The 26,019-nt window shown below is 73.9% G+C and carries 23 protein-coding genes; 21 read left to right on the top strand and 2 right to left on the bottom strand.

Annotation, left to right across the window (positions count from 1 at the left end; translation table 11 throughout):
* The first annotated feature begins 1 nt into the window (after position 1).
* Genes EAO73_RS24875 through EAO73_RS24865 form a run of 3 tightly spaced genes read left to right on the top strand, consistent with a single transcriptional unit; the run spans position 2 to position 2,345 of the window.
* On the top strand, positions 2–778 hold the full coding sequence (locus EAO73_RS24875; protein ID WP_147973804.1) for a thioesterase II family protein: 777 nt from the start codon (positions 2–4) through the stop codon (positions 776–778).
* Positions 775–1,638, top strand: a complete 864-nt coding sequence (locus tag EAO73_RS24870; protein WP_147973803.1) for a metallophosphoesterase family protein — start codon at positions 775–777, stop codon at positions 1,636–1,638. Before EAO73_RS24875 ends, EAO73_RS24870 begins: the two co-directional genes overlap by 4 nt.
* A complete protein-coding gene (locus tag EAO73_RS24865; protein WP_412075186.1) occupies positions 1,635–2,345 on the top strand; it encodes a 4'-phosphopantetheinyl transferase family protein in 711 nt (236 codons plus the stop codon). The genes EAO73_RS24870 and EAO73_RS24865 overlap by 4 nt, the downstream gene beginning before the upstream one ends.
* On the opposite strand, the gene EAO73_RS24860 is transcribed toward EAO73_RS24865, so the two are convergent.
* Positions 2,282–5,017: a helix-turn-helix transcriptional regulator gene (locus EAO73_RS24860; protein WP_147973801.1), complete on the bottom strand. Its 2,736-nt coding sequence runs from the start codon at positions 5,015–5,017 to the stop codon at positions 2,282–2,284. The two genes, EAO73_RS24865 and EAO73_RS24860, sit on opposite strands and share 64 nt — an antisense overlap.
* A gap of 249 nt (positions 5,018–5,266) precedes the next feature.
* Here EAO73_RS24860 and EAO73_RS24855 point away from each other — a divergent pair, with 249 nt between their 5' ends.
* The 8 genes from EAO73_RS24855 to EAO73_RS24820 are packed head-to-tail and all read left to right on the top strand — an operon-like array spanning position 5,267 to position 13,819.
* The gene (locus EAO73_RS24855; RefSeq protein WP_147973800.1) at positions 5,267–7,918 is read left to right on the top strand and encodes a DUF6531 domain-containing protein; all 2,652 of its coding nucleotides are present in this window, start codon (positions 5,267–5,269) and stop codon (positions 7,916–7,918) included.
* The gene (locus tag EAO73_RS24850) at positions 7,911–8,315 is read left to right on the top strand and encodes an allene oxide cyclase barrel-like domain-containing protein (protein WP_018522894.1); all 405 of its coding nucleotides are present in this window, start codon (positions 7,911–7,913) and stop codon (positions 8,313–8,315) included. Before EAO73_RS24855 ends, EAO73_RS24850 begins: the two co-directional genes overlap by 8 nt.
* Positions 8,316–8,347: 32 nt before the next feature.
* Positions 8,348–9,379 (top strand): 3-oxoacyl-ACP synthase III family protein, encoded by a 1,032-nt coding sequence (locus EAO73_RS24845; RefSeq protein ID WP_147973799.1) that lies wholly within the window; start codon positions 8,348–8,350, stop codon positions 9,377–9,379.
* Between the two features lie 4 nt (positions 9,380–9,383).
* The gene (locus EAO73_RS24840) at positions 9,384–11,249 is read left to right on the top strand and encodes an HAD-IIIC family phosphatase (protein ID WP_147973798.1); all 1,866 of its coding nucleotides are present in this window, start codon (positions 9,384–9,386) and stop codon (positions 11,247–11,249) included.
* On the top strand, positions 11,246–11,473 hold the full coding sequence (locus tag EAO73_RS24835) for a hypothetical protein (protein ID WP_018522891.1): 228 nt from the start codon (positions 11,246–11,248) through the stop codon (positions 11,471–11,473). The genes EAO73_RS24840 and EAO73_RS24835 overlap by 4 nt, the downstream gene beginning before the upstream one ends.
* Positions 11,470–12,240, top strand: a complete 771-nt coding sequence (locus EAO73_RS24830) for a 2-oxo acid dehydrogenase subunit E2 (protein WP_147973797.1) — start codon at positions 11,470–11,472, stop codon at positions 12,238–12,240. The genes EAO73_RS24835 and EAO73_RS24830 overlap by 4 nt, the downstream gene beginning before the upstream one ends.
* Positions 12,237–13,322: an alpha/beta hydrolase gene (locus EAO73_RS24825; RefSeq protein WP_147973796.1), complete on the top strand. Its 1,086-nt coding sequence runs from the start codon at positions 12,237–12,239 to the stop codon at positions 13,320–13,322. Before EAO73_RS24830 ends, EAO73_RS24825 begins: the two co-directional genes overlap by 4 nt.
* Positions 13,319–13,819, top strand: coding sequence for a flavin reductase family protein (locus EAO73_RS24820; protein WP_147973795.1), 501 nt, complete (start codon positions 13,319–13,321; stop codon positions 13,817–13,819). Before EAO73_RS24825 ends, EAO73_RS24820 begins: the two co-directional genes overlap by 4 nt.
* Here EAO73_RS24820 and EAO73_RS24815 read toward each other — a convergent pair.
* A complete protein-coding gene (locus EAO73_RS24815) occupies positions 13,809–14,513 on the bottom strand; it encodes a TetR/AcrR family transcriptional regulator (protein ID WP_147973794.1) in 705 nt (234 codons plus the stop codon). The genes EAO73_RS24820 and EAO73_RS24815 overlap by 11 nt on opposite strands.
* Positions 14,514–14,592: 79 nt before the next feature.
* Between EAO73_RS24815 and EAO73_RS24810 the strand changes: the two genes are divergently transcribed.
* From EAO73_RS24810 to EAO73_RS24765, 10 genes are all read left to right on the top strand, one after another.
* Positions 14,593–16,065, top strand: a complete 1,473-nt coding sequence (locus tag EAO73_RS24810) for a DHA2 family efflux MFS transporter permease subunit (RefSeq protein ID WP_147973793.1) — start codon at positions 14,593–14,595, stop codon at positions 16,063–16,065.
* Positions 16,066–16,157: 92 nt separating this feature from the next.
* Positions 16,158–17,201 (top strand): LLM class flavin-dependent oxidoreductase, encoded by a 1,044-nt coding sequence (locus EAO73_RS24805; RefSeq protein WP_147973792.1) that lies wholly within the window; start codon positions 16,158–16,160, stop codon positions 17,199–17,201.
* Between the two features lie 59 nt (positions 17,202–17,260).
* Entirely contained in the window at positions 17,261–18,910 is a 1,650-nt protein-coding gene (locus EAO73_RS24800) for an ABC transporter substrate-binding protein (RefSeq protein ID WP_147973791.1), read from the top strand.
* The gene (locus EAO73_RS24795) at positions 18,907–19,872 is read left to right on the top strand and encodes an ABC transporter permease (RefSeq protein WP_147973790.1); all 966 of its coding nucleotides are present in this window, start codon (positions 18,907–18,909) and stop codon (positions 19,870–19,872) included. Before EAO73_RS24800 ends, EAO73_RS24795 begins: the two co-directional genes overlap by 4 nt.
* Positions 19,869–20,741, top strand: a complete 873-nt coding sequence (locus tag EAO73_RS24790) for an ABC transporter permease (RefSeq protein WP_147973789.1) — start codon at positions 19,869–19,871, stop codon at positions 20,739–20,741. The genes EAO73_RS24795 and EAO73_RS24790 overlap by 4 nt, the downstream gene beginning before the upstream one ends.
* Positions 20,738–22,366, top strand: coding sequence for a dipeptide ABC transporter ATP-binding protein (locus EAO73_RS24785; RefSeq protein ID WP_147973788.1), 1,629 nt, complete (start codon positions 20,738–20,740; stop codon positions 22,364–22,366). The genes EAO73_RS24790 and EAO73_RS24785 overlap by 4 nt, the downstream gene beginning before the upstream one ends.
* 65 nt (positions 22,367–22,431) lie before the next feature.
* Positions 22,432–23,634 carry an acyltransferase family protein gene (locus EAO73_RS24780; RefSeq protein ID WP_147973787.1) on the top strand — a complete coding sequence of 401 codons (1,203 nt, stop codon included), beginning with the start codon at positions 22,432–22,434 and terminating at the stop codon, positions 23,632–23,634.
* Positions 23,631–24,854 (top strand): cytochrome P450, encoded by a 1,224-nt coding sequence (locus tag EAO73_RS24775; protein WP_147973786.1) that lies wholly within the window; start codon positions 23,631–23,633, stop codon positions 24,852–24,854. The genes EAO73_RS24780 and EAO73_RS24775 overlap by 4 nt, the downstream gene beginning before the upstream one ends.
* Positions 24,855–24,897: 43 nt before the next feature.
* Entirely contained in the window at positions 24,898–25,092 is a 195-nt protein-coding gene (locus EAO73_RS24770; protein WP_018522878.1) for a ferredoxin, read from the top strand.
* Positions 25,093–25,094: 2 nt separating this feature from the next.
* Positions 25,095–26,009, top strand: a complete 915-nt coding sequence (locus tag EAO73_RS24765) for an alpha/beta hydrolase (RefSeq protein ID WP_147973785.1) — start codon at positions 25,095–25,097, stop codon at positions 26,007–26,009.
* Positions 26,010–26,019: the final 10 nt, after the last annotated feature.

Here is a 26,019-nt window from a genome sequence, read left to right as displayed (position 1 = left end):
GGTGGGCGCCGTGGGCCAGGACACCTGGCTGCGCCGCTATCACCCCACGGACGCACGCGCCGAGCTGGTCTGCTTCCCGCACGCGGGCGGCGCGGCGGGGTTCTGGCGTCCGCTGTCCGCCGCCGTGCATCCCTCGCTGGACGTGCGGGCCGTGCAGTACCCGGGCCGGCAGGACCGGCACCGCGAACCGCCCGTCGCCGATCTGCACCGGCTCGCCGACCTGATCGCCGGGACGCTGGAGACCGGGCCGCCGCCGGCCGGACCGCGCGTCTTCCTCGGGCACAGCATGGGCGCCTCGCTCGCGCACGAGGTGGCACTGAGGCTGTCCGGGACGGGCGGCCACGCCCCGGTGGCGCTGATCGTGTCAGGCCGGCGGGCCCCCTCGCGCCTCGGGGCCGGTGAACGGCTGGACACCGACGAGGCGTTGATCGCGCGGGTCCGCTCGCTCGGCGGCACGGACCCCGCCGTGCTGGCCGATCCCGATCTGCTCGACCTGGTCCTGCCGGCTCTGCGCGGCGACTACGCCGCCCTCGCCGGGTACGTGCCGGGCGGCGGTACCCTCGCGTGCCCGGTCGTCGCCCTCACCGGGGACAGCGACCCGGAGGCGCCGCCGCAGGACGTACGGGCGTGGTCCGAGCACACCACGGGCCCGTTCGAACTGCGGGTCCTGACGGGCGGCCACTTCTTCCTGAACGACCACCTGCCGGCCGTCGCGGAACTCGCCGTCGCGCTCGCCGCCGCCGTCCCCGCGCACGGGCGGGCGGTGGGGCCGTCGTGAGCGGGGCCGGGAGCCTGCTGGCTATCAGCGATCTGCATGTGGCCTTCGACGACAACCGGACGGTGCTGGAGGGGCTGCGCCCGGACCATCCGGACGACTGGCTGCTGGTGGCCGGGGACGTGGGTGAGATCGCCGGCGATGTCGCCCGCGCGCTGGAGCTGCTGAGCCGGCGCTTCGCCAAGGTGGTGTGGGTGCCGGGCAACCACGAGCTGTGGACGCACCGCCAGGACCCGCTGCCGCTGCGCGGCCGGAACAGGTACGAACACCTGGTGCGGATCTGCCGCGACCTGGGTGTGGTGACGCCCGAGGACCCGTACCCGGTGTGGCGGGGCCCGCAGGGCCCGGTGACGGTGGCGCCGCTGTTCGTCCTGTACGACTACACCTTCCGGCCGTCGGGCACCCGGACCCGCGACGAGGCGCTGGAACGGGCCCGCGCGAGCGGCGTCGTCGGGACCGACGAGGCACTGCTGCACCCCGACCCCTACCCCTCGATCGACGCCTGGTGCCGGGCGCGCCTGGCGCTGACGGAACGCCGGCTAGCGGCGCTGGCGCCCGGGACCGAAACGGTGCTGGTCAACCATTTCCCGCTGGTCCGTGAGCCCACCCGGATCCTGCGCCATCCGGAGTTCGCCCTGTGGTGCGGCACCGAGGCCACGGCGGACTGGCACCAGCGGTTCCGCGCCCGCGCCGTGGTGTACGGGCATCTGCACATCCCGCGCACCACCTGGCACGACGGGGTCCGCTTCGAGGAGGTGTCGGTGGGCTACCCACGGGAGTGGCGCCGCCGCGACGGAGGGCCGGGCCGGCCCCGGGTCGTCCTGCCCCGCGCCGAGCCGGACGGGCCGGAGGTCCGGCGGTGATCGGCACGCTGCTGCCCGTGGGGGCGGTGGGGGCGGAGGTGTACGGCGATCCCGCCGGGGCGCGGCTGCATCCGGCGGAGGAGGCCGCGATGGCGCACGCGGTGGCCTCGCGGCGCAGGGAGTTCACCTCCGTACGGCACTGCGCGCGCCTCGCACTCGGCCGGCTCGGCGTCGCATACGCACCGTTGGTGCCGGGGCGTCTGGGTGCTCCGCGCTGGCCGGACGGGGTGGCCGGGAGCATGACGCACTGCGCGGGCTACCGGGCGGCCGCCGTGGCGCGGACCGGGGTGCTGGCCTCCGTCGGCATCGACGCCGAACCGGACCGCCCGCTGAAGCCGGGCATGCTGGAGGCCGTCGCGTTGCCGGCCGAGCGGGCGCGGCTGGCGGAACTGGCGTCCGGCCGGCCCGGGGTGGCGTGGGACCGGCTGCTGTTCAGCGCCAAGGAGGCGGTGTACAAGGCGTGGTTCCCGCTGACCGGGCGGCTGCTCGACTTCCCCGAGGCGGAGATCCGCATCGACGCCGGGGGCACCTTCCGGGCGGTGCTGCTGGTGCCCGGCCCCGTGGTCGGGGGCCGGGCGGTCCGGGTCCTGCACGGCCGGTGGGCGGCCGGCCGGGGACTGCTGGTCACCGCGGCCGGGGTGCCTCAGCCGGCCAGGGCCATCAGCCGGACGAGTGCGGCGCGCGAGTTCACGCCCAGTTTGCTGTAGATGTGCGTCAGATGGACGTCCACGGTGCGCGGGCTGACCCGGAGCCGGCCGGCGATGTCCTTCGTCTTCAGCCCCTCACCGGCGAGTTCGGCGACCTCCCGCTCGCGCAGGGTCAGCTCCCCGAGCCCGCATTCCTCCCGCCGGTCCGTCATCTGCCCTGCGGCGCGGGCCAGTTCGCGGGCACGGGCGCCCGCGGGGCTGGCATCGCCGAACAGCAGCCGCGCCTCCTCGTAGCAGGCGGCGGCCTCCGCCGGGAGCTCCCGGCCCATCAGGGCGTGGCCCCGGGCCAGCAGCGCGTGCCCGCTCTGTTCGACCAGGCCGACGGCGGACGCGGCCCCGGTGGCGCGTTCGGCCCAGACGTCCAGGCTGTCCGCGTCAGCCCCGGTCTGGACGGCCGCGGCGGCGAGCAGTTCGTAGTTGCGGGCCGCGAACACGGCGACGGGCTCGGCCACCCGCCATGCCTCCCGCTCGGGCAGCAGCAGGGCCAGCGCGGCACCGGGCTCGCCCGAGGCGAGCGCGGCCTCGGCGAGCAGCAGCGCGTTGAGCGGCGTCCGCGGCTCCGGGGCGGTCCTTTCGGCGGGCGCCGGGGCGGGGCGCGGTGAGGTGCGGCCGAGCTGGGCCCAGGCGGCGGCGCTCACCGCGTCGGACAGCGCGGCATGGTCGCCGCGGCCCATCACACGGGCGACGGCGGTGCCCTCCCGCACCGCGCCGAGAGCGTCGGCGAGCCGGCCGCTCTGGTAGTGGACGTACCCGAGCGTGTCGAGCAGCGGCGGCAGCAGGTGCGCGTCGCCCCGGTCGCGCGCGGCGGTCAGGGCCCGTTCGGCGTGGCCGTAGGCGGGCCCGTACCAGCCCATGAGCGCCTCGGCCCAGCTGAGGACCAGCAGGTGGCCCGCCTCCGCGTCGCCCGCGGGCCGGCCGGTGTCCAGCTCGTCCAGGGCGTGGGCGGCGGCGTCGAGCGACATCTCGGCCGCGCACATGTCGGCGTCGAGCACCGCGCACAGCCCGGCGAGGCTGAGGGCGCCGCCCAGGGTGACGGGGTCGGCGCCGTCCGTGCGGTGCGCCAGCACCTCGACGTCGGTGCGGGCGGGGACCTGGCCCGCGAGCACCTTGGCCAGCTGCTGGTGGACCCGCAGCAGCAGGCCCGCACCGGCCGAAGCAGCCTGTGCGGCGGGGAGTTCGGCGGCCAGCAGCGCCTGCGCCCCCTCGTCGTGCCCGGTCCCCGCGAGCACGGCGGCGAGGAAGGCGGCGGTACGGGCGCGGACGTCCGGGGTGCGGCCGTCGGGCCCGGCGAGGATGTCCGCGCGCAGCGCCATGACGCCCTCGGCGTCGCCCTCCCCGGCCAGGGCCCGCACCACCTGCTTCCACAGCTCGGTACGGGAGCCTCCGGCGTCGCCGCCGTCGCCGGTCCTGCGCCACAGCCGGAGCGCGGCCGTCAGCCAGTGGGCCGCGTCCGCCGCCCGGCCGGCCTGGACGCAGGTGCGGGCCGCGGCGGCCAGGACCTCGCCGTCCGCCGGGCGGACACCCGATCCCGCGCGCTCGATATGCGGGGCGATGTCGAGGGCGGGCAGGCCGAGCCGGGTGAGCCGGTCCCGGGCCCTGCGGTGCGCGGCCGAGCGCCAGCAGGGGTCGGCGTCGGCGTACAGGCAGCCCCTGAGCAGCGGGTGGCGGAAGGCCAGGACGCCGGGGCGGTCCGTGGCGCGGACCAGGTCGCGGCGGCGCAGGCCGGACAGCTCCCGGCAGGCCTCGTCGCGGGTTGTGCCGGCCACCTCGGCGACGGCGTCGATGTCGAAGACACTGCCGAGCACCGCCGCCGCGTGCACCACGGTGCGGGCGGCGTCGCCGAGGAGTGCGGTCTCCGCGAGCAGCCGGGCGCCGAGCGCGCTGGAGGTCCAGAGGTCGAGGGCGTCCCCGGTCTGGGCGCCGGCCTCGGCGAGAGCCTTGAGGTAGAGGGGATTGCCCCCGCTGCGGGCGTACAGGCTCTTCAGTTCCGGGTGGCCCCGGCCGGGGCCGAGGAGTGCGCCGCACTGCTCCTCGGTCAGGGCCCCGAGGCCGATGGTCTCGACCGCCCCGAGTTCACCGCCCTGCTGGAGGAGGGCGCGCAGCGGCACGGCGGCCTGTCGGGGCCGGTGGGCGACGACGACCATCAGGCCCCGGTCGAGTGGCCAGCGGATCAGGGTCTCCAGGAGCCCGGCCGAGCCGGGGTCGGCCCAGTGGAAGTCGTCCAGGACGAGCAGGGTGCCGGCCGGTGCGGCGGCGGGCCCGGCCGCGAGCAGGCGGCGGACCCGGGCGAGGAACGGGGAACGCCAGGTGCCCTGTTCGGCTCCGGGCGGGAGCTCGGTGAGCGCGTCGACGAGCGCGGCGGTGGCCGAGGTCTCCGCTCCCGGCCGGGCCGCGGTGCTCTGCCAGATGGTGAGGGCCTGTACGAGGGGGTGGAACGGCACCCGGGTCTCGGCCTCGGTGCAGCGGCCGTGGAGCACGGTGACTCCGTGGGCGCGGGCCTCCTGGGCGAGGGCGGTGAGAAGTCTGGTCTTGCCGGCTCCGGGGTCGCCCGTCAGTTCCACGATCGCCGGGCGTCCGTCGCGGGTCGCCCGCACGAGGCCGGTGAGCCGCGCCCATTCGGCGGTGCGGACGACGGCCGCGGTGCCCGGTCCGGTGATGGTGGTGATGCCCATGTCGGCAGGTCCCTTCCCCCGGTCTGCGTGGCCGCTCTCCCGGTGCACAGAGACACCCAACTGCTTCGGCCCCCGCCAGAGTAGGCGCGGGTGACGGCGTGAATCGCTCTGTAACAGAACTTTCATGGACCGTTCCGGGTCGGGGCGCGGCCCGTGGCCTTAGGAGTGCTTTAGACCTCCCCGGCAGCCTGACGGACATCGCAACCCCCGCTGATCCACCGCCCAGCCGGTCCAGTTGAGGAGCCGCCCGTGCCCACGCCCCCGGACCTTCCCGCCCATCGCGCCGTGCGGCGCCTGCCCATCGGAGACGTCTGCGAGCTGCTGGTCGGCCTGCACGAGGGCGAACTGATCGTGCGTCAGCTGGACCTGGTGGTCGCCGGGGGCTCCCGCCCTCTGCGCCTGGTGCGCGAGTACCGCAGCCATGCCCGGGTGGAGCTGGGGTTCGGTCCCGGCTGGTCGTACACGGCGGGTCCCGGCTTCGAGCCGGACACCGGGGGCGAGCCGGTGACGGTCACCGACGACCGGGGCCGGGTGGTGTCGCTGCACCGTGACGCCGACGGCCTGGTGTCGAAGATCGTCGATCCGCTGGGGGCCGAGGCCGCGTCGTTCGCGTACGACCGTGCCGGCCGGCTGGAGCGGCACACCGGGGCGGACGGGGCGACCACGGCCTTCCTGTGGGACGCGGACGGCCGGCTGGTGCGTGTGACCGATCCGCTCGGCGACACCGTGGAGATCTCCTACGACGGCATGTTCGCGGTCTCGGAGCTCGCGTGGACCGGCCCCGGGGGCCGGGCGCGTACGGCCTTCGACTACGGGACGGACCGCACGGTGGTGACCGGGCCAACGGGGCTGCGCACGGGCTATGTCTTCGACGGGCTGGGCCGTCCGACGGCAGTGGAGTACCCGTCGGGCCAGGTGCTCGCCCGCACCCGGGACGCCGGCGGCCGCCGGGTCTCCGTCACCGACACCACCGGCGCGACACTCACCCGGACCTACGACGAGCAGGGGCGGCCGGTGTCGCTGCGGCTGCCGACGGGGGCGCTGTCCCGGGTCACGTACACCCCGCTGGAGGGCGGCGGGACGCTCACCGCGCTGCGCGGTCCGCTGGGCAACGAACTGCTGCTGGAGCAGGACGCCGAGGGCAGGCCGGTCCGCAGCCGCGCGGCCGGCCGGAGCGCGGACGTGGACCGGCGGAGCTACGACCCGGTCCACGGCGGGCTCACTGAGATCACCGACGGCAACGGTGCCCGGACCCGTTTCGGCTACGACGAGGCGGGCGACCTCACCTCCGTCACCCCGCCCGCCCCGCTCGGCAGCACGGTCTTCGGCTACGACGGTCTTTCCCGGATCACCTCGGTGACCAGCGGGGCCGGTGACCGCATCGGCCACCGCTACGACCCGGCGGGCCGGCTGACGGAGATCACCGACGAGAACGCGGGACGGACGCTGCTCGTGCTGGCGCGCGACGCGCTCGGCCGGGTGGTCCGCAAGTCCGGACCCGGCTGGTCCTACGCGTTCGACTGGGTCAGGACGGCGCGCGGCGACCGTCCGGCGGTCTCGGTCCGCACCGGCGAGGAGGGCTCCGCGCCGGAGCTGACCGAGGCGTCGTACGACTCCGAGGGCGCGCTGACCTCGTTCACCACCCCGGGCGGCACCACCCGCTACGGCCTGGACGGCGCGGGCCGCACCGAGTCCGTCACCACCCCGGCCGGCCGTACCGCCCGCTTCGTCCGCGATGCCGCGGGCCGCCCGGTGCGCGTCGAACTGGGCGCGGCGGTGCAGGAGATCCGGTACGACGCGTCCGGCCGCAGGACCGCCCTGACGGTGCGCGGGTCTGGCGGCGAGGCACTGCTGTCGGCGGAGTACGGGTACAGCTCGGGCGGCGGCGCGGACAGCGATCTGCTGCGGTGGGCGGTGACCGACGGGGAGTTCACCGGCTACGCGTACGACGGGCTCGGGCGCCTCGTGCGGGCGGGCGACACCACGTTCGCGTACGACGGCGCCCACCATCTGCGCCGGCTGGGGACCACGGAGTTCACGCTCAACGAGGCGGGCCAGGTCGCGCGGTTCGGCGACACCCTGTTCGCGTACGACGGGGCGGGCAACTTCACCGAGGAGACGAACCCGACCGGCTCGTTCCGCTACAGCGCCACCCACCAGACGCTGACCGGTGTCTTCGGGGGCGTCCAGGTCGTGGACGTGAGCTACGACGGCCTCGGCCAGGAGACGCCGCGCCGCATCACCGAGACCACCGTGGACGGGCGCACCGTCACCCATGTGCTGACCCACTCCGCGCTCGGCATCGTGCGCACCGACGACGACGGAGTGGTGACCGACTATGTGCGCGCCCCCGACGGCACCCTGCTCGCCGTGCTCACCGCCGCCGGCCGCCACTACTGGGCGGTGACCGACCAGCAGGGTTCCGTCCTCGCGCTGATCGACGAGGAGGGCGCGCTCGCCGCCCGCTACCGCTACACCGCGCACGGCGCGGTCACGGCATCCGGCGACGCCGCGGCGGCGAACCCCTTCCGCTACCGGGGCGCCTACCAGCTGCTGCGCAGCGCGCACCTCCTGGACCACCACCTCTACAACGGGTTCTGGGGGCGCTTCACCCAGCCGGACCCGACGGGCGCCCAGTACGCCCCGTACACCTTCTCCGACAACGACCCGGTGAACAGCGGGACATGGACGCGGCACGGCTTCTGGTCGGTGCTCGCCCGCCCGCACGAGCCCGCCGCGGAGGTCTTCTTCCCGTCGGCGCCCTCCCCGGACGCGGCCGCCGCCGCGACGGCCGCCCTCACCGGTCCCGGCGCGCATCTCGCGGCGCCTCCCCTGATCGCCCGGACGTCACCGTCCCGGGCCGTAACCCCTTCCTATCGAGAGGAATCGTCAGATGGCTGACCAGATCGTGCTGCGCGTCCCCAGGGAAGTCGTGGTCAAGGTGGTCGACGACGTCGAGGTGGCCGATCCGAGCGTGGGCCAGACCGGCACGTTCGACGACGAACTGTTCGACGAGGACGGCAAGTTGATCGGCACCTCGCACGGTTCGTTCCGTATCGAGTACGTGCGGCCGGGCGACGGCGGGCTGCTGACCTACTACACCGAGGACATCACGCTCGACGACGGCACCATCCACGCCGAGGGGTGGGCGGACTTCAACGACGTCCGCACCAGCGAGTGGGTGCACTATCCGGCGACCGGCACCGGCGGCCGTTACGAGGGGCTGCGCGGCTTCCGCACCTGGCGGATGACCGGGGTCCGGGCCTCCGCCGAGGCGCGCATCCTGCTGTCCGACTGAGGCCGGTTCCGTACGAGCGAGGAAGGGCCCACATGACGGGTCGGGACGTGTACATACGGTCGGCGGCCTCCGCGCTTCCCGGCCCGCCGCTGGACAACGCCACGCTGGCACAGCGGTTCGGCATGGACGCGCTGTGGCAGCAGTGGGTGGATGTCTTCATCGGCACCGCCTCGCGCCACCTGGCGCTGGACCTGGACTCCGGGAAGCTCACCGTTTCGCTGGCGGACCTGGCCGAGGAGGCCGGGCGCGCGGCACTGGAGCGGGCCGGCCTGGGCCCGGACGGGGTGGACGCGGTGGTGCTGGGCACCGCGACCCCGGACCGCCTGATGCCGGCGACGGTCAACATCGTCGCGGACCGGCTGGGCATCGACGGCGTACGGAGCTTCCAGCTCCAGTCGGGGTGTTCCGGCGCGGTCCAGGCGCTCGACCTCGCCCAGCAGCTGCTGCGCGCCGGGAGCGCCCGTACGGTGCTGGTGCTCGGCGGTGATGTGATCGCCAGGTTCTACGACCTGGACGCCGACCTGCGCGCCACCGCCCCGGCCGAGCTGGTGAACTACGTCCTGTTCGGGGACGCGGCGGGCGCCGCCGTGCTGTCCACCGAGCCGGGCCCCGGGTCCGCTTCGGTGCGGGCGCTGTTCAGCCGGCTGGTAGGGCTCGGCCGGGAGCCGGGCGCGGTCCTGGAATGGTTCGGCCCCGCCGACCGCGACAGCGACCGGCCGGCCGCGACCGAGGACTACAAGGCGATCGAGCAGCACGTCCCGGTGATGGCCGGCGAGGTGCTGGACGAACTGCTGGACGGCCTCGGCTGGGCGCGCGAGGACGTGGACCTGCTGCTGCCCCCGCAGCTGTCGGGCCGGATGACCCGGCTGATCACCGAGGGTCTGGGCCTGCCGGGCGCCGAGGCGGTCTCCTGCGTGGACGACGCCGGGAACTGCGGCAACGCCATCGTCTTCCTCCAGCTGGAGCGGGCGCTCGCGCGGCTGGCCGGCGGGCGGCGCGCGGTGGGCATCTCCATCGAGTCCAGCAAGTGGCTCAAGGCCGGCTTCGCCCTGGAAGGGAACTGACACCGTGACCGACGCGACCGCCGAGAGGCTGCGGGAGATCACGGCCGAGGACTATCCGGCCGTACGGGGGCTGGTGGCCGGTCTGTCCGGGGAGGCGCTCGTCCGGGCGGGCCGGCTGCTGGCCCGGCTCGACCCGGACCGGGTGCTCGCCGCGCACCCCGCCACGCCCGCCCCGCTGATCGCGGTGACCGGCCACGGCACGCTCTCCGCGCTGGTGCCCGCGCTCACCGGCGAGCTGGCCCGGCACGGGCTGCTGGCGCGGGTGCGGCTCTCCGACTTCGACAGCTGGGTCTTCGATCTCGCGGACCCCGGCAGCGCGCTGTACGCCGCCGCGCCCTCCCTCGTCCTGTGTGTGCTGGACGCGGATCTGGTGGCCGGCGAACTGCCGCTGCCCTGGCGGGTGGAGGACGTGGAACGCGTCCTGGCCGAGAAGACGGCGCTGGTCGAGCGGGCCGCCGAGGTCTTCGCGACGGCCGCCCGGGGCGCCACGCTCGTCCTCAACACGCTGCCGCTCCCCCGCTCGCTGACCGCCCAGCTCGTGGACCTGGGCGCCCGTGCCCGGCTCGGCGTGGTGTGGCGGGAGGCCAACGCACGGCTGCTGCGGCTGACGGAGGCCCGGCCCGAGGTGGTCACCGTCGATCTGGACCCCCTGCTCGCGGAGGGGACGGCCGCCCGGGACGTACGGCAGAGCGTCTACGCCAAGGCGCACCTGTCCGACGCGCTGCTGGCCGGCTACGCCAGCGAGGTCGGCCATCTGGCGCGCCAGGCGGCGGGCGGGGCCAAGAAGGTGCTCGCCCTGGACCTGGACGACACGGTGTGGGGCGGGGTGCTCGGCGAGGCCGGCCCCGAGGGCATCGAGGTGGCGGGGAGCTATCGCGGGGAGGCGTTCCGGCGCTTCCAGGCGGTGGCGAAACAGCTCGGCTCGCAGGGGGTACTGCTGGCGGCCGTCAGCAAGAACGACCGGGAGCCGGTGGTGAAGACCCTGCGCGAGCACCCCGAGCTGACCCTGCGCGAGGACGACTTCGTGCAGGTGCGGGCCAACTGGCGGCCGAAGCACGAGAACCTGGCCGAGCTGGCCGCCGATCTCAACCTCTCCACGGACAGCTTCGTGTTCGTGGACGACAGCGCCTTCGAGTGCGGTCTCGTGCGCCGCGAACTGCCCGGTGTCGCGGTCCTCCAGGTGGACGGGGAGCCCGCGCTGCACGTCGAACGTCTCCTTGCCGACGGCTGGTTCGACGTACGGGCGCTGACCGCCGAGGACCGGGCCCGCCCCGCCCGCTACCGCGAGGAGCAGGCCCGGCAGGACTTCCTGCACACCTTCGACTCGCTCGACGGCTATCTGCGGGAGCTGGACATCTCCGTGGCCCTCGCGCCCGTGGACGCGTCCCGGACCGACCGGATCTCACAACTGACTCTGCGTACCAACCAGTTCAACCTGACCACCCGACGTCTCCAGCCGGCCGAGGTACGGGCGCTGCGCGAGGACCCGGCGGCGCGGGTGCTGGCGATCGAGTCGGCGGACCGGTTCGGGGACAACGGCCTGGTCGGGGCGGTGCTGCTGCGGCGCGATGCCGGGGTGTTGCACATCGAGAACTTCCTGCTGAGCTGCCGGGTCTTCTCACGCTCCATCGAGCAGGCGGTGCTCGGCGCCGTGCTGGAGCACGCCTTCGACGAGGGCGCGGAGGAGGTGCGGGCCGGGTATGTGCGGACCGCCCGCAACGGCAAGGTGGCGGACTTCTATCCGCGGGCCGGCTTCGAGACGGTGCGCGCCGACGACGCCTCGGCCGACTTCCGGCTCACTTCCCGGCCGGCCGCCGCCCCCGTGGACCACATCCGACTGACCGCGCGTTTCGAAAGGGACCTCCCGTGAAGACCGTCGATGACTTCGTCACGCTGCTGCGCGACGAACTCGCCCTGCCCGTCACCGCCGAGGACCTGGGGCGCGGGCTGGACACCGTGGAGTCCTGGGACTCGGTGCATCTGCTGGCGCTGTGCACGGTGCTGGAGCGGGAGACCGGCCGTTCGCTGCCGCTGGCGGACGTCCTGGAGGCGACCAGCCTGCGGGACGTGTACCTGCTGGCGGTGGCACCGTGAGCGACGCCCCGGAGGCCGGTGAGCCGCTGCCCCGCCAGCGCCGGCACACGCTGTTCTTCCTGGAGGTGATGCGGGACTTCTCGCCGGTGTTCCTCGACACCGAGGTCGACATGAGCCGGGTGCTCGCCCACCGGGCGGCCGCGCTGGAGAGCGAGGGCGTGCGGTACTCCACCACCTCGTACGTGCTGCGCGCGGCCGGCCGGGTCCTCGCGAAGCATCCGGACGCCAACGCGGCGGTGAGCGGAGGACCGCTCCGGCCCAGGATCGCGCACTATCCGTTCGTCAACGGGAAGGTCGCCCTGGACCGCACCCTGGACGGCCGCCGGGTCGTCCTCGGCACCGTCGTGCCCGGTGTCCACGAGGCGGAACTGCCCGCCATCCAGGACCATCTGGCGCGGATCAGGGACGGCGACCCGGAGAAGCTGCCCGAGTTCGAAGGGGTGCGGAAGCTGCACCGGGCGGGCTGGACCGAGGGCCGCAGGGCGTTCCGCAAGGCGGCGCACTCGCTCGCCCTGCGCCCCCACCTCAACGGCACGTTCGCGGTCACCTCGCTGGGCCACCGCGCGGTGGACTCCTTCCACTCGGTGGGCGGCACGACGACCACGTTCGGGGTGGGCAGGGTCCTGGACCGGCCCGTCGTGCGGGACGGGCGGATCGTGGTGGCACCGGTGCTGCGGCTCAGTCTCGCCTTCGACCACCGGGTCATCGACGGGGCCGAGGCGGCGGACGTACTGACCGAGGTCAAGGAGGCGCTGGAGAGCGTATGAACGACATCGCTGAACTGAAGAACTTCGTGGTCGCCCACACCCGTTCGCAGGGGCTGCCACCCGAGCACTACGACCCGCTGCTCGCCCGGATCACCGACGACGAGGACGGCACACCGGGCTCCTGGGTGCACGAGTGGAGCGCCGAGGGCGCACGTCTGGAGGCCGAGGGCAGACCTCTGGACGCGTGTGTGCACTACAACATGGCCCGCTTCCCGTTCGTGGACGGGGCCGCGCGGCAGGAGGCGCTGGAGCGGTGCACGGTGGCCTTCGACACCTGGCGGTCGGACTTCCCGGCGGTGCGACGGCTGGACGTCGACCTCGCAGGAGGCCGTGTCCGCTGCTGGACGGCGGGTCTCGACGCCTCGGACCCGAAGCCGCTGCTGGTGATGACCGGCGGGATCGTGTCCATCAAGGAGCAGTGGGCGCCGGTGCTGCTCCAGCTGGCGGCGCTGGGCTTCGCCGGGGTGGTCACCGAGATGCCGGGGGTGGGCGAGAACACCCTGTTGTACGGGGCGGACAGCTGGCAGATGTTCCCGGCCGTGCTCGACGCGGTCGGCGACCGGGCCGACACCTCCCGTACGTACGCGCTGGCGCTGAGCTTCAGCGGTCATCTGGCGCTGCGGGCCGCCCTGCACGACGCACGGATCAGCGGGGTCGTCGGGGCGGGGGCGCCGCTGCACGACTTCTTCACCGACACGGCGTGGCAGCGGACGGTGCCCCGGGTCACCACGGACACGCTCGCGCATCTGACCCGGACGAAGCCGGACGAGGTGTACGGGCTGGTCCGGGACTGGGCGCTGACGCCCGATGAGCTGGCGGCGCTGCGGATTCCGGTGGCGCATGTGACGAGCCTGCGCGACGAGATCATCCCGCCGGGCGACGCCCGGCTGCTGCGGGAGCGGGTGCGCGGGGTGCGGCTGCTGGCCCACGACGATGTGCACGGCTCCCCGTCGCACTTCGCACAGACACGGCTGTGGACGCTGCTGTCGGTCCTGCGGATGCGCGGCGGTTACGGAGAACAACGGGTCGCGCTCACACGCGAGTTCGCACGGCTGCGGTACGGCGGGGGGAAGCGGGGATGACCGGCACGAGAGCCCTTGAGGGCGGCGCCCGATGTCTGCGCAATGTGCTCGGGCGGTTCGCGACGGGTGTGGTGGCCGTCGCCTCGCAGGACCCGGTGACCGGTGTGCGGTCGGGGCTGGCGGCGAACTCCTTCTGTTCGGTGTCCCTCGATCCGCCGCTGGTCTCGTTCTGTGTGGCGGACACCAGCACCAGCTGGCCGCGTATCCGGGCCGGCGGGCTGCTGGGCATCAGCATCCTGGGCGTCGGGCAGCGCGAGGCCGCGTCCCGGCTCGCGGTGACCGGCGGGGACAAGTTCCACGGCATGCCGTGGGGCCGGTCGCCGGACGGGGCGCCGGTACTGGAGGGCGCGCTGGCCTGGCTGGAGTGCTCCATCGAGGCGGAGCACCCGGCGGGCGACCATGTGATCGTGGTCGCCCGGGTGCACCGGCTGGACGCGGTCGAGGACGGCGACCCGCTGCTGTTCTTCCGCGGGTCGTACGGACGGCTCAGCCGCTGATCTCGCCGTCAGCCCCCGGCGCCGCGGCGCCGGGGGCCCTGCTGTCGGTGCCGAAGGCGCGCAGGAAGGTGTCGACGCCCGCCGTGACGACCTTGGCGACGTCCTCCGGGTCGAGCGGCCGGGTGCCCAGCGCGCTCATCCCCGGCAGCTCGTCGTAGACCAGCGCGATGAACTGGTTGGCCGCCCTGACCGGGTCCTCGACCCGCAGGTGTCCGGCGTTGGCCAGCCGGGCGAGGCGGCCCGCGAGCGCCTCGGTGAACTGGTTGGGCCCGCTGGCCCGTACCGCGTCGAAGAGGTCCGGGAAGCGCACGGCCTCCGCGTACAGCAGCCGGCGCACGGCCTCGGACTGCTCGTCGCAGTAGCAGTCGACGAGCTTGGTGGCCAGGTCCTCCAGGCCGGGGCGGAGCCGGCCCGGGTCGGCGGGGAAGGCGGTGAGGACGTCGAGGGTCTTGGCGTTGGACCGGGCGGCCGTCTCCGTCATGACGTACCGGAAGAGCTTCTCCTTCGAGCCCAGGTGGTTGTAGATCGTCGGCTTGGAGACCCCGGCCTCGGCGGCGATCACGTCCAGGCTCGCCTGGGCGTAGCCGACCTGCGCGAAGACCCGCAGGGCCGCCTCCACGATCGCCCGTCGCTTGTCGAGGCGCCCCCGGTCCGCGGGGCGCCCGGCCGTCTCTTCGTTCTCGCCAACGCTCATGCGCCCATGCTACCGTGCCAGCCACCTGTTTTAACTACCCAGTAAAATTTTCTGGGTAGAGTGGTTCAAAGGAGTTGCCGTGTCTGAAACAAAGCCGGCGGAGAGCGGGCCTGCCCGGCTCGATGCCGCTCTGCTCACGCTCGTCGGCGTCATGGTGCTCGGCGGGATGATGTCGTACCTGGACGCGACGATCGTCAACGTCGGGATCAGCACGCTGGGCGGGGAGTTCCACGCGACGCTGGCCACCATCGAGTGGGTCACCACCGGATATCTGCTCGCGGTCGCCCTGGCGATCCCGCTGGCCGGCTGGGCCGTGGTCCGGTACGGCGCCAAGCGCATGTGGCTGCTCGGTCTGTCGGTGTTCCTCATCGGCTCGACGCTCTGCGCCTTCGCCTGGAACGCCGAGAGCCTGATCGCCTTCCGCATCGTCCAGGGCTTCGGCGGCGGCATGGTCGACCCGATCATGATGACCGTCGTCGCGGGCGCCGCCGGACCCGCCAGGATCGGCCGGGTCATGGGCCTGGTCTCCGTCCCGATCACGCTCGGCCCGGTGGTCGGCCCCATCATCGGCGGACTGCTGCTGGACAACTTCTCCTGGGAGTGGATGTTCCTGGTCAACATCCCGTTCGCGCTGGCCGCGATCGTGCTGGCGGTCCGGGTGCTGCCGGCCGACCCGCCGCCGAGCGGTGACCCCGTCCCGTTCGACGCGCTGGGCGTGGCGCTGCTCTCCCCCGGTTTCGCCGCGATCGTGTTCGCGCTGTCCCAGGCGGGCGGCGACGGCTTCGGCAGCACGAAGGTGATCATCGGGCTCGCGGTGGGCGTCGCCCTGTTCGCCGCGTACACCGTGCACGCGCTGCGCACCTCGGTCACACCGCTGCTGGACCTCCGGCTGTTCGGCAGCAAGGGCTTCAGCGCGAGCGTGACCACCATGTTCCTGCTCGGCGGCGGACTGTTCTCGCTGCTGTTCCTGCTGCCGCTGTACTACCAGCAGGTCCACGGGCACTCGGTGCTGGAGTCCGGTCTGCTGCTCGCTCCGCTGGGCCTCGGCACCCTGATCGGGATGCCGATCGCGGGCAACCTCGCGGACAAGGTGGGCGCCCGGAGGCTGGTTCCGACCGGCGCTCTGCTGATCGGCCTCGGCGCCCTGGTCTTCACCGGGTCCGGCTCCGGAACCTCCCAGGTCGCCCTGACCGCCGCGCAGTTCGCCGCCGGCTTCGGCATGGGTCTGGTCGGGGCACCCACCATGGGCTCCGTCTACAAGACGGTCCCGGGTGAGTCGGTCGCCGGTGCCACCGGCGCCGTCTTCATCCTCAACCAGATCGGCGCCTCGCTCGGCATCGCCGTCGTCGCCCTGATCCTCCAGGGCGGCGGCTCCCACGCGGCCCCCACCGCCGACTCCTTCTCCAACGCCTTCTGGTGGCCGGTCGCCGCGGCCGTCGTGGTCTTCGCCGCCGGTCTCCTGCTCCCCGGGAAGCCCAAGCCCGAACCGGCCGCCGCCGAGGCGCCGGAGAAGACGCCCGCCGAGGCGGAACCGGTCACCGACCACGCCTGAGTCCGGCCCCGCTCCACCCCGCACCCGTACGTCCGTCCCGCCCCGCGCCGCCGGGCCACCCGCCCGGCGGCGCGCCCCTTCCGGAGGTCTCCATGAGCCGTCCCACCGGCATTCCCCTGTCCGTGCTCGACGTGGTGCCCGTCTTCGAGGGCGGCTCCGCGACCGGGGCCCTGCGCGACACCGTCGCCCTGGCCCCGCGCGTCGAGGAGCTCGGCTATCTGCGCTACTGGGTGGCCGAGCACCACAGCACCCCCAGCCTCGCCACCTCCGCGCCCGGCATCCTCGCCGGACGCCTGGCCGCCGCCACGACCACGCTGCGCGTCGGCTCCGGCGGCGTCCTGCTGCCCAACCACGCGCCCCTGGTGGTCGCCGAGCAGTTCGGCACCCTGGAGGCCCTGCACCCGGGCCGCGTGGACCTCGGGCTCGGCCGGGCGCCGGGCACCGACCCGCACACCGCCCGTGCCCTGCGCCGCGCCCCGGAGCGCGGCGCCGACGACTTCGCCGAGCAAGTGGCCGAGCTGAACGGCTACTTCGCGCCCGGCGACCCCGCCTCGCCCATCACCGCCGTACCCGCCGCCGACGGCCGGCCGGACCTGTGGCTGCTCGGGTCCAGCCCGGCCAGCGCCGAACTCGCCGCCTCGCTGGGGCTGCCGTACGCCTTCGCCCACCAGATCAACCCGCACGCCACGGCCTACGCGCTGGACCGCTACCGGCAGGCCTTCCGGCCGTCGCCGTACCTGGACCGGCCGCGCACCCTGATCTCCGCGCTGGTCACCGTCGCCGACACCGACCGGACCGCGCGCGAGGTCGCGGCGCCCTATCTGCTCGGCAAGATACAGATGCGTACGGTACGCCGCTTCGACGCGTTCCCCTCGGCGCGGAGCGCGGCCGGATACACCTACGCCGAGCCGGAGCTGCAGTTCCTGGAGGAGCTGGCCGAGCGTCAGCTCATCGGTGCTCCGGACACCGTGCGCGACAAGCTGGCGGAGCTGGTGGAGCGCACCGGGGCCGACGAGCTGATGGCGCTGACCGTGGTGCCGGACCAGGCGGACCGGCTGCGCTCGTTCGAGCTGCTGGCGCACGCGGCGCAGGAGGTGCGGCCCGGCTCCGCCGAGGGCGTTTCAGCCCGGCTTTAGACGGTCTGGCGACAGTACGTCCGGCCCCCCTCACCCCGTTTCACGTCCCGGAGTCCCCTATGCACCCGCCCCACCCGCGCCGTACCGCCCGCAGAGCCGCACTGCTGTCCGCCCTGCTCCTCGCCGCCGTCACCGCGTGCAGCTCCGACGACGGGCCATCGCCCGCCGCGCAGGCGAAACCCCGCAGCGGCGGCAGCCTCACCTACGCGGCGCAGCAGGAGCCGGACTGCTGGGACCCGCACACCAGCGCGCAGGACGTGACCGCCTTCGTCCAGCGCCCGGTCTTCGACTCGCTCGTCTACCAGACCCCGGACGGGGAGCTGGAACCGTGGCTGGCGAAGTCCTGGAAGACCTCCGAGGGGGGCCGGACGTACACCTTCGAACTGCGCGACGACGTCACCTTCCACAACGGGAAGCACCTGGACGCGGCGGCGGTGAAGGCCAACTTCGACCACATCACCGCCAAGGCGACCCAGTCGCAGTACGCGGCGGGGCTGCTCGGCCCGTACAAGGGCACCACCGTGAAGGGGCAGTACGAGGTCGAGGTCCGCTTCAGCCGTCCGTACGCGCCCTTCCTCCAGGCGGCCAGCACCACCTATCTGGGCATAGCCTCGCCCGCCTCGCTGAAGGCGGGCGCCGACAAGCTCTGCGCGGGCACCGATTCCGTCGGCTCCGGACCTTTCAAGGCCGGCGCCTACACCCGGGGCCAGAAGCGCGGCTACACCAGGAACGCCGCCTACGCGTGGGCCCCGAAGGACGCCGGTCACAGCGGGCCCGCCCGGCTGGACGCGTTCACCATCCGCTTCCTCACCGAGGACGCGACCCGGGTGGGCGCGCTGACGTCCGGCCAGGTCGACGCGGCGGCCGCGCTGCCGGCGAACCAGGTCGCGACCGTACGCCGCAACACGCGGCTGGACGTCGTCAGCAAGAACGTGCCGGGCGCGGTCGACACGTTCTACCTGAACACCAAGAGCCCGCTCTTCTCCGACGAGCGGGTACGCAAGGCGTTCCAGCGGTCCATCGATCTGGACGCCCTGGTGAAGTCGGTGTTCCAGGGCACCGGCACCCGCGCCTGGAGCACCCTGTCCCCCGCCACCCCGCACAGCTACGACTCCGCGCTGGAGAAGAGCTGGCCCTACGACCGGGCGCTCGCCGGCCGGCTCCTGGACCAGGCCGGCTGGAAGGCCCGCGACGCGGAGGGCTACCGCACGAAGAACGGCAAACGGCTGACCGTGGTCGCCCCGGTCTACGGCAAGGCGTCGGTGTTCTCGCAGGCCGTGCAGGGCGACCTGAAGAAGGCGGGCATCTATCTGAAGCTCGCCGCCTCCACCGACGCGACGGCGGTCTCCGCCCAGCTGGACGAGGGGCGCTACGACGTCGTCGAGACCTCCTGGGCGCGCGGTGACGGCGACATCCTCAGCAGCTTCTTCCTTTCCACCGAGTCGTCCGAGGGCGGCGGGCACAACTTCGCGAAGGTCACCGACCCGCAGGTCGACGCCTGGCTGAAGAAGGCGCAGGCCGCGACCTCGCCGGACAAGCGCGCCGCGTACTACGCGCAGGTGCAGAAGTGGACGATCGACCACGCCGCGGTGGTCCCCGCCTACGTCCAGAAGGCGTCCGTCGGGGTGAACAAGAAGGTGCACGGGCTGCGGCTGTCCCTGTCGGCGTGGCCGGAGTTCTACGCCGCCTGGGTCGAGGCCGGCCGATGACACCACCGCACATATCCGCCGCGGTCCGGGCCGTCACGGTCCGGGCCGGGGCGGCCGTCCTCGTTGTCTGGGGGGCCGCCACCTGCGCCTTCCTGGCACTGCACCTGATCCCCGGCGATCCGGTCAGCGCGATCGTCGGGTCCAACGCCCTGGTCGGCGCGGAGCAGCGCGAGGAGATCCGCCACCACTACGGCCTCGACCGCTCCCCGCTCGTCCAGTACGGCGCGTATCTCAAGCAGCTGGCCACCGGGGAACTGGGCGACTCCTACCAGTTGCAGCAGCCCGTCTCCTCGCTGCTGGCGGACCAGATCGGGCCGACCGCGCAGCTCGCGCTCTGGTCCTCGCTGGTCGCGGTGGTGCTGGCCGCGACCGTGACCGTGCTGACGTCGGGGCGTTCCCGCTGGCCGCGCCGGGTGTCGTCGGCGGCGGAGCTGCTGGTGGTGTCCACGCCCTCGTTCTGGCTCGGGATCATGCTGCTGACGGTGTTCTCGTTCCGGCTGGGCTGGCTGCCGGTCTCCGACAGCGGCGACGCCCGCTCGCTGGTCCTCCCGGTGATCACACTGGCGCTGCCGATCGCGGCGGTGCTCACCCACGTGATGCGGGAGGGGCTGCTCGGGGCGCTGGAGCAGCCGTTCAGCCTGACCGCGCGCTCGCGCGGGCTCGCCGAGCACACCGTGCGCTCGCGCCACGCGCTGCGCCACGCCGCGCTGCCGGCGCTCACCCTCACCGGCTGGTTCACCGGGACGCTGCTGGGCGGCGCGGTGGTGGTGGAGAACGTCTTCGCCCGCTCGGGCATCGGCCGGATCACCCTCCAGGCGGTCAGCGACCGCGACCTGCCCGTGGTGCAGGGCGTGGTGGCGCTGTCGGCCGTGATGTTCGTGCTGGTCGGCGCGGTGGTGGAGCTGCTGTACGTGGTCGTGGATCCCCGGCTGCGCAAGGGTACGGGGGTGGCCGCCGCATGAGCGTCGAACAGGCCGTACGGGCCGGGGCACCGGTCGCGGCGGTCCGCAGGTCCCGCCGGGGCCGGGTACGGCCGGGGGTACTGGCCGCCGCCGTCCTGCTGGGACTGATCCTGCTGGCCGCGCTGGTACCCTCTCTCCTCGCCCACGGCAACCCCACCGACACGGACCCCGTGCACGCGCTCCAGGCACCGGGCGGGGCGCACTGGTTCGGTACGGATCAGCTGGGGCGGGACGTCTTCGCCCGGGTGGTCCACGGCACCCGCTACTCGCTGGCCATCGGGGCGGCGGCGACGGGCGCCGGGGTCGGGCTCGCCGTGGTGTGGGGGCTGGCCGCCGCGCTGTCCGGCCGGTTCGGGGACGCGGTGCTGATGCGCGCCGCCGACGCGCTGCTGGCGCTGCCGGGGCTGCTGCTGGCCCTGATGGTGGTGCTCATCGCCGGCAAGGGGGTGCTGGGCACCACGATCGCCGTCGCGGTGGGCACGGCACCCGGATTCGCCCGGGTGGTACGGGCGCAGGCGCTGGTGGTCCGGCGGTCCGGGTACGTCGAGTCCGCCGTGGCGCTGGGCGTGCCGCGTCCGCTGATCGTGCTGCGCCATGTGCTGCCGAACACGCTGGGGCCGCTCCTTGTGCTGGCGACGGTCACGCTCGGGGCGTCCATCTCGACGGGCGCGGCGCTGAGTTATCTGGGTCTGGGCGCGCAGCCGCCGACGCCGGAGTGGGGGGCGATGCTCACGGAGGGCCAGGGATTCCTGGACCAGGCGTGGTGGATCGCGCTCTTCCCGGGGCTGCTGCTCGTCTCCACGGTCCTCGCGGTCACCGTCGTGGGCCGCCACGCACAGGCACGAGCCGAAGGACGGGCCGCCTCATGACGACCGCATCGACCACGACCCCCCTGTTCGAGGTCGCCGGCCTGAACGTGCGCTTCGGCACCGGACCCGGCGAGGTGCACGCGGTGCGGGACGCGGCGTTCTCGCTCGACGCCGGGCGGTGCCTGGCGATCGTCGGCGAGTCGGGCTCCGGGAAGAGCGCGCTGGCCCGCTCCCTGCTCGGCCTCGCGGGCCCGACCGCCCGTGTCACGGCGGACCGGCTGCGCGTCTCGGGCCACGAGGCCCGGGAGTTCGGCCCCCGCGAGTGGCGTACGGTACGGGGCCGGCGCGTCGGCCTCGTCGCCCAGGACGCGCTGGTGGCCCTGGACCCGCTGCGGCCCGTCGGCAAGGAGATCGCGGAGCCTCTGCTGGCCCACCGCGTCGTCCCGCGCAAGGAGGCCGGGGCGCGCGTCCTCGCCCTGCTGGAGCGGGTCGGGGTGCCGGAACCGGCGGAACGCGCGCGGGCGTACGTCCACCAGTTGTCGGGCGGGCTGCGGCAGCGGGCGCTCATCGCCTCCGCGATCGCCGCCGAGCCCGGTGTCCTGATCGCGGACGAGCCGACGACCGCCCTCGACGCCTCCGTCCAGTCACGCGTCCTGGCGCTCCTGGGCGAGCTGAAGGAGAGCGGCACCGGGCTGCTCCTCATCAGCCACGACCTGGCGGTCGTCGAGGCGCTGGCGGACGAGGTCGCCGTGATGAAGGACGGCCGGATCGTGGAGTCCGGTCCGGTCGGCCGGGTACTGGAGGCGCCGGAACACCCTTACACCAAGGGCTTGTTGGCGGCCATCCCGGGCAGCGGCCCGCGCCGTGCCCGGAGCCTGGCGGAACCGGACGACGGCACCGGCCTGCTGCTCGACGTGTCCGGGGTCACCAAGGTGTTCAAGGGGGCGCGGGGCAGCCGCAGGACGGCGGTCGACGAGGTGTCGTTCGCGCTGCGGCCGGGCGAGGCGCTGGGCCTGGTCGGTGAGTCCGGTTCGGGCAAGTCGACGCTGGCCCGCATGGTGCTGGGGCTGGCCGCGCCGGACGGCGGCACGGTGGAGCTGGGCGGGGAGCCGTGGAGCACCTTGCGCGAGCGGGACCGCCGGGAGCGGCGGCACACGGTGCAGCTCGTGCCGCAGGACCCGCTCAGCGCCTTCGACCCGCGCTGGAGCGTGGCCCGGATCGTGGGCGAGGCCCTGGCCACGGCCGGGGTGGCGCGCGCGGAGCGCCGGGAGCGCACCGTACGGCTGCTGGAGCAGGTGGGCCTGTCTGCCGCGCACCTGGAGCGCCGGCCGCTCGCGCTGTCCGGCGGGCAGCGTCAGCGCGTCGCCATCGCGCGGGCCCTGGCGCCCTCGCCGCGGCTGCTGGTGTGCGACGAGCCGGTGTCGGCCCTCGACGTGTCCGTACAGGCCCAAGTGCTCGACCTCTTGCGGTCGTTGCAGGACAAACTCGGGCTGGCGACGCTGTTCATCTCGCATGATCTCGCGGTCGTACGGGAGGTGTGCGCGCGGGTGCTGGTGATGAAGGACGGCCGGATCGTGGAGTCCGGTCCTGTCGAGCGGGTCTTCGCCGAGCCGGCGCATCCGTACACGCGGGCCCTGCTGGAGGCGGTGCCGCGACGGGCGCGTACCGCCGTAGAGCGGCTTTAGAACCGGCCAACACGTGACTGCGAGCCTCGACGGGCCAGTTTCGGACAAGCCGGAGGTCATCAGCCATGCCAGGCTCACCCGTCCCATCCACCGCTTCCCCGTCCGCCCCGGACCGGCCGCGGGCCGCCAGGCTGCCGTCCCTCACCGGGATGCGCTTCCTGGCGGCCCTGCTGGTCTTCGCCTTCCACACCACGTTCCAGACCCGGTTCATCGGCGGCGGCTTCGGCGACACGCTGAGCGACTGTTTCGCCAACGCCGGTTTCTACGGGGTGACGTTCTTCTTCGTGCTCAGCGGCTTCGTCCTGACCTGGTCGGCGCGGCCCGCGGAGGGCGCGCCCCGGGTCTGGCGGCGCAGGCTGGTGAAGATCTTCCCCAACCACCTGGTCACGTTCGCCGTCGCCGCCGTCCTGATGGCGGCGGCCTCCGAGGTGTTCACCACCAAGGGCGTCCTGGCCAACCTCTTCCTGGTCCAGGCGTGGATACCGGAGATCCAGATCCCCAACACGATGAACGCGGTCAGCTGGTCGCTCTCGTGCGAGCTGTTCTTCTACCTCGCCTTCCCGTTCCTGCTGCCGGTCCTGGAGCGGCTGACGGCCCGCCGGCTGTGGACGCTCGCCGGTGTCCTCGCCGCCCTCACCGTCCTGGTGCCGGCCGTCAGCAGCTGGACGGTGGCCGGCACCCCGCTGCCGTTCATCGCCGACGGCTCGCTGTCCTTCGAGCAGATCTGGTCGGTGTACTTCTTCCCGCCGGTCCGGGCGATCGAGTTCGTGCTCGGCATGATCGCCGCGCGGCTGGTGCTGACCGGCGCCCTGCCCCGGATCGGGCTGCTGCCCGCCGCCGCGATCGCTATCGGCGGGTACGTGCTCAACTCCTCGGTGCCGTACCTGTACGGGGTGGCCGGCACCGGCGCCCTGTGGCTGGCCCCGCTGGTCGTCGCCGCCGCGCAGGCCGACGTCCGGGAGACCCCCTCGCCCTTCCGGGGGCGGGTGCTGGTGCGGCTCGGGGAGCTGTCGTTCGCGTTCTACATGGTGCACGGGCTGGTGGTGACGTACGGCCACAAGTGGCTCGTGGCCGACGCGAACCTGTCCGGCGCCGCGGCGGCCGCGCTGCTGCTCGCCGCCCTGCTGACCGCCCTGGCCCTCGCTCTGGCTCTGTACAGCTGGGTCGAGGCGCCCGCCGTACGGCGGTTCAGTGCTCCTCGCGCGAAGAAGCCGGCGGGCCCCGCGCCCGCCGTCGTCCCACTCACTGTCCTGGAGGCCGGGGAATGACCGAGACCAGTACCGCAGCGCCCGCCGACGCACGCGAACTGCCCGCCTACCCGCAGGCACGCGGCTGCCCCTACCAGCCGCCCGCCGGCTACGACACGTACCGGGAGCAGGGCCCCGTCTCGCTGGTGGAGCTGTACAACGGCCGCCGGGTGTGGGCGGTGAGCGGGCACGCGGAGGCGCGGCAGGTCCTGCTCGACGCGGCCACGTACTCCTCCGACCGGGTCCATCCGCACTACCCGGCCACCGCCCCGCGTTTCGAGTCGGCGCGCAAGGTGCGCAACTTCATCGGCATGGACCCGCCGGAGCACACCGTGCAGCGGCGCATGCTGCTCACCAACTTCACCGTCCGCAAGGTGCAGGCGCTGCGGCCCGGCATCCAGCGGCTGGTCGACGAGCTGATCGACGCGATCGAGGCCAAGGGCCCGGTCGCCGACCTCGTCCCGGACTTCGCCCTGCCGGTGCCGTCCGTCGTCATCTGCGAGCTGCTCGGCGTGCCGTACACCGATCACGCCTTCTTCGAGCAGCAGTCACGGCGGGTGGTGACCGGGACGACGAGCCTGGAGGACAGCGCCGACGCGTTCGCCCAGCTCGCCTCGTATCTCGACGGGCTGATCCGGCGCAAGGAGCAGGAGCCCGGCGACGGGCTGCTGGACACCCTGATCGCGGAGCAGCTGTCCACGGGCGCGCTGACCCGCCGCGACCTGGTCGACATCGCGCTGCTGCTCCTGGTGGCCGGGCACGAGACCACCGCGAGCGCCATCGCGCTCGGTGTGCTCACCCTGCTGGAGAACCCGGAGCAGCTGGCGGCCCTGCGCGCCGACGAGACGCTGCTGCCGGGCGCGGTCGAGGAGCTGCTGCGGTACATGGCGATCGCCGACGGGGTCGCCCGGTTCGCGACGGTCGACACGGAACTGGGCGGGCACCAGGTGAAGGCGGGTGACGGGGTGATCGTCGTCATCTCCTCGGCCAACCGGGACGACGAGGCGTTCCCGGCCGCCGACGCCTTCGACGTCGGGCGCGGCGCGCGCCACCACATCTCCTTCGGGCACGGCGTCCATCAGTGCATCGGCCAGAACCTGGCCAGGGCCGAGATGGAGATCGCGCTGTCCACACTCTTCCGCCGGCTGCCGGGGCTCCGCCTCGCCGAACCCTCGGGGCAGCTGCCGGTCAAGGAACCGGGCGGGGTCCAGGGCATCTGGCGCCTGCCCGTCACCTGGTGAGCACTCCTGCCGCCACGTGGTGATCAGAAGGGAACCGGAAGCCATGCACATCAAGGCCGATACACAGCGGTGTCTGGGCGCGGGTCAGTGCGTCCTGTCCGCACCCGACCGCTTCGACCAGTCCGACGAGGGCACGGTCCTGGTCCTGGAGGACCGGGTGGACGGTCCGGCCGAGGAGGCGAGGCTGCGGGACACCGTGGCGCTCTGCCCCTCGCAGGCCATCGCTCTGGAGGCCTGACCATGCCGGTGACGGGACGGCTGGCCGACGCGGTCGCTGACCACCGGGCGGGCCCCCGGCCGCTGGGTGAACTCCCGGCGGTACCGGGGGCCGAGGTGTCGGAGCGGTGGATTCCGGGCGCACCGGGGGCGCCCCGGGTGCGGGTGCGGATCTACCGCCCGCCCGGGGCGGGGGCGGCGCTGCCCGCCGTGGTGTGGATCCACGGCGGGGGCTTCGTCCTCGGCAATGTGGACTCCGTGCACCACTCGGCCGCCCAGGCGGCGGTGTTCGCCTCGGCGGTGGTCGTGGCGGTGTCCTACCGGCTGGCGCCGGAGGACCCGTTCCCGGCGGGGCTCGACGACTGCTGGGCCGCGCTGGAGTGGACTGCCGGGAACGCGGCGGAGATCGGCGCGGACCCCTGCCGGCTGGCGGTCGCGGGGGCCAGTTCCGGGGGCTGTCTGGCCGCCGGTCTGACCCTGCTCGCCCGGGACCGGGGCGGCCCTGCGCTCGTCTTCCAGCACCTGAGCACCCCGGTGCTCGACGACCGGCTGGAGACGGACTCGATGGCCGGGTTCACGGACACCCCCATCTGGAACCGCCGTCTGGCGCAGGAGAGCTGGGAGCTGTACCTGGGCGGCCGGGCCGAACTCCCCGCGCACGCCGCACCGGCGCGCGCGGCGGACCTGCGCGGGCTGCCCCCGGCGTACATCTCGACGGCGGGGCTCGATCCGCTGCGCGACGAGGGCCTGTGGTACGGGCTGCGCCTGGCGCGGGCGGGGGTGCCGGTGGAGGTGCACAACTTCCCCGGCGCGTACCACGCGTTCGGCGGCTGGGCGGACGGCCCGGAGGCGGACGGCGACGAGCCGCACCGCGTCGCGCTGGAGCACCTGACCGCGCTGCGGCGCGGGCTGCACGCGGGCGGGCCGGGGGCGATTTAGAACGCGCAAA

Origin of the sequence: Streptomyces sp. col6 (genome assembly GCF_008042035.1) — a bacterium.
Classification (GTDB): domain Bacteria; phylum Actinomycetota; class Actinomycetes; order Streptomycetales; family Streptomycetaceae; genus Streptomyces.
This window is presented reverse-complemented; position numbering and strand designations above follow the sequence as displayed.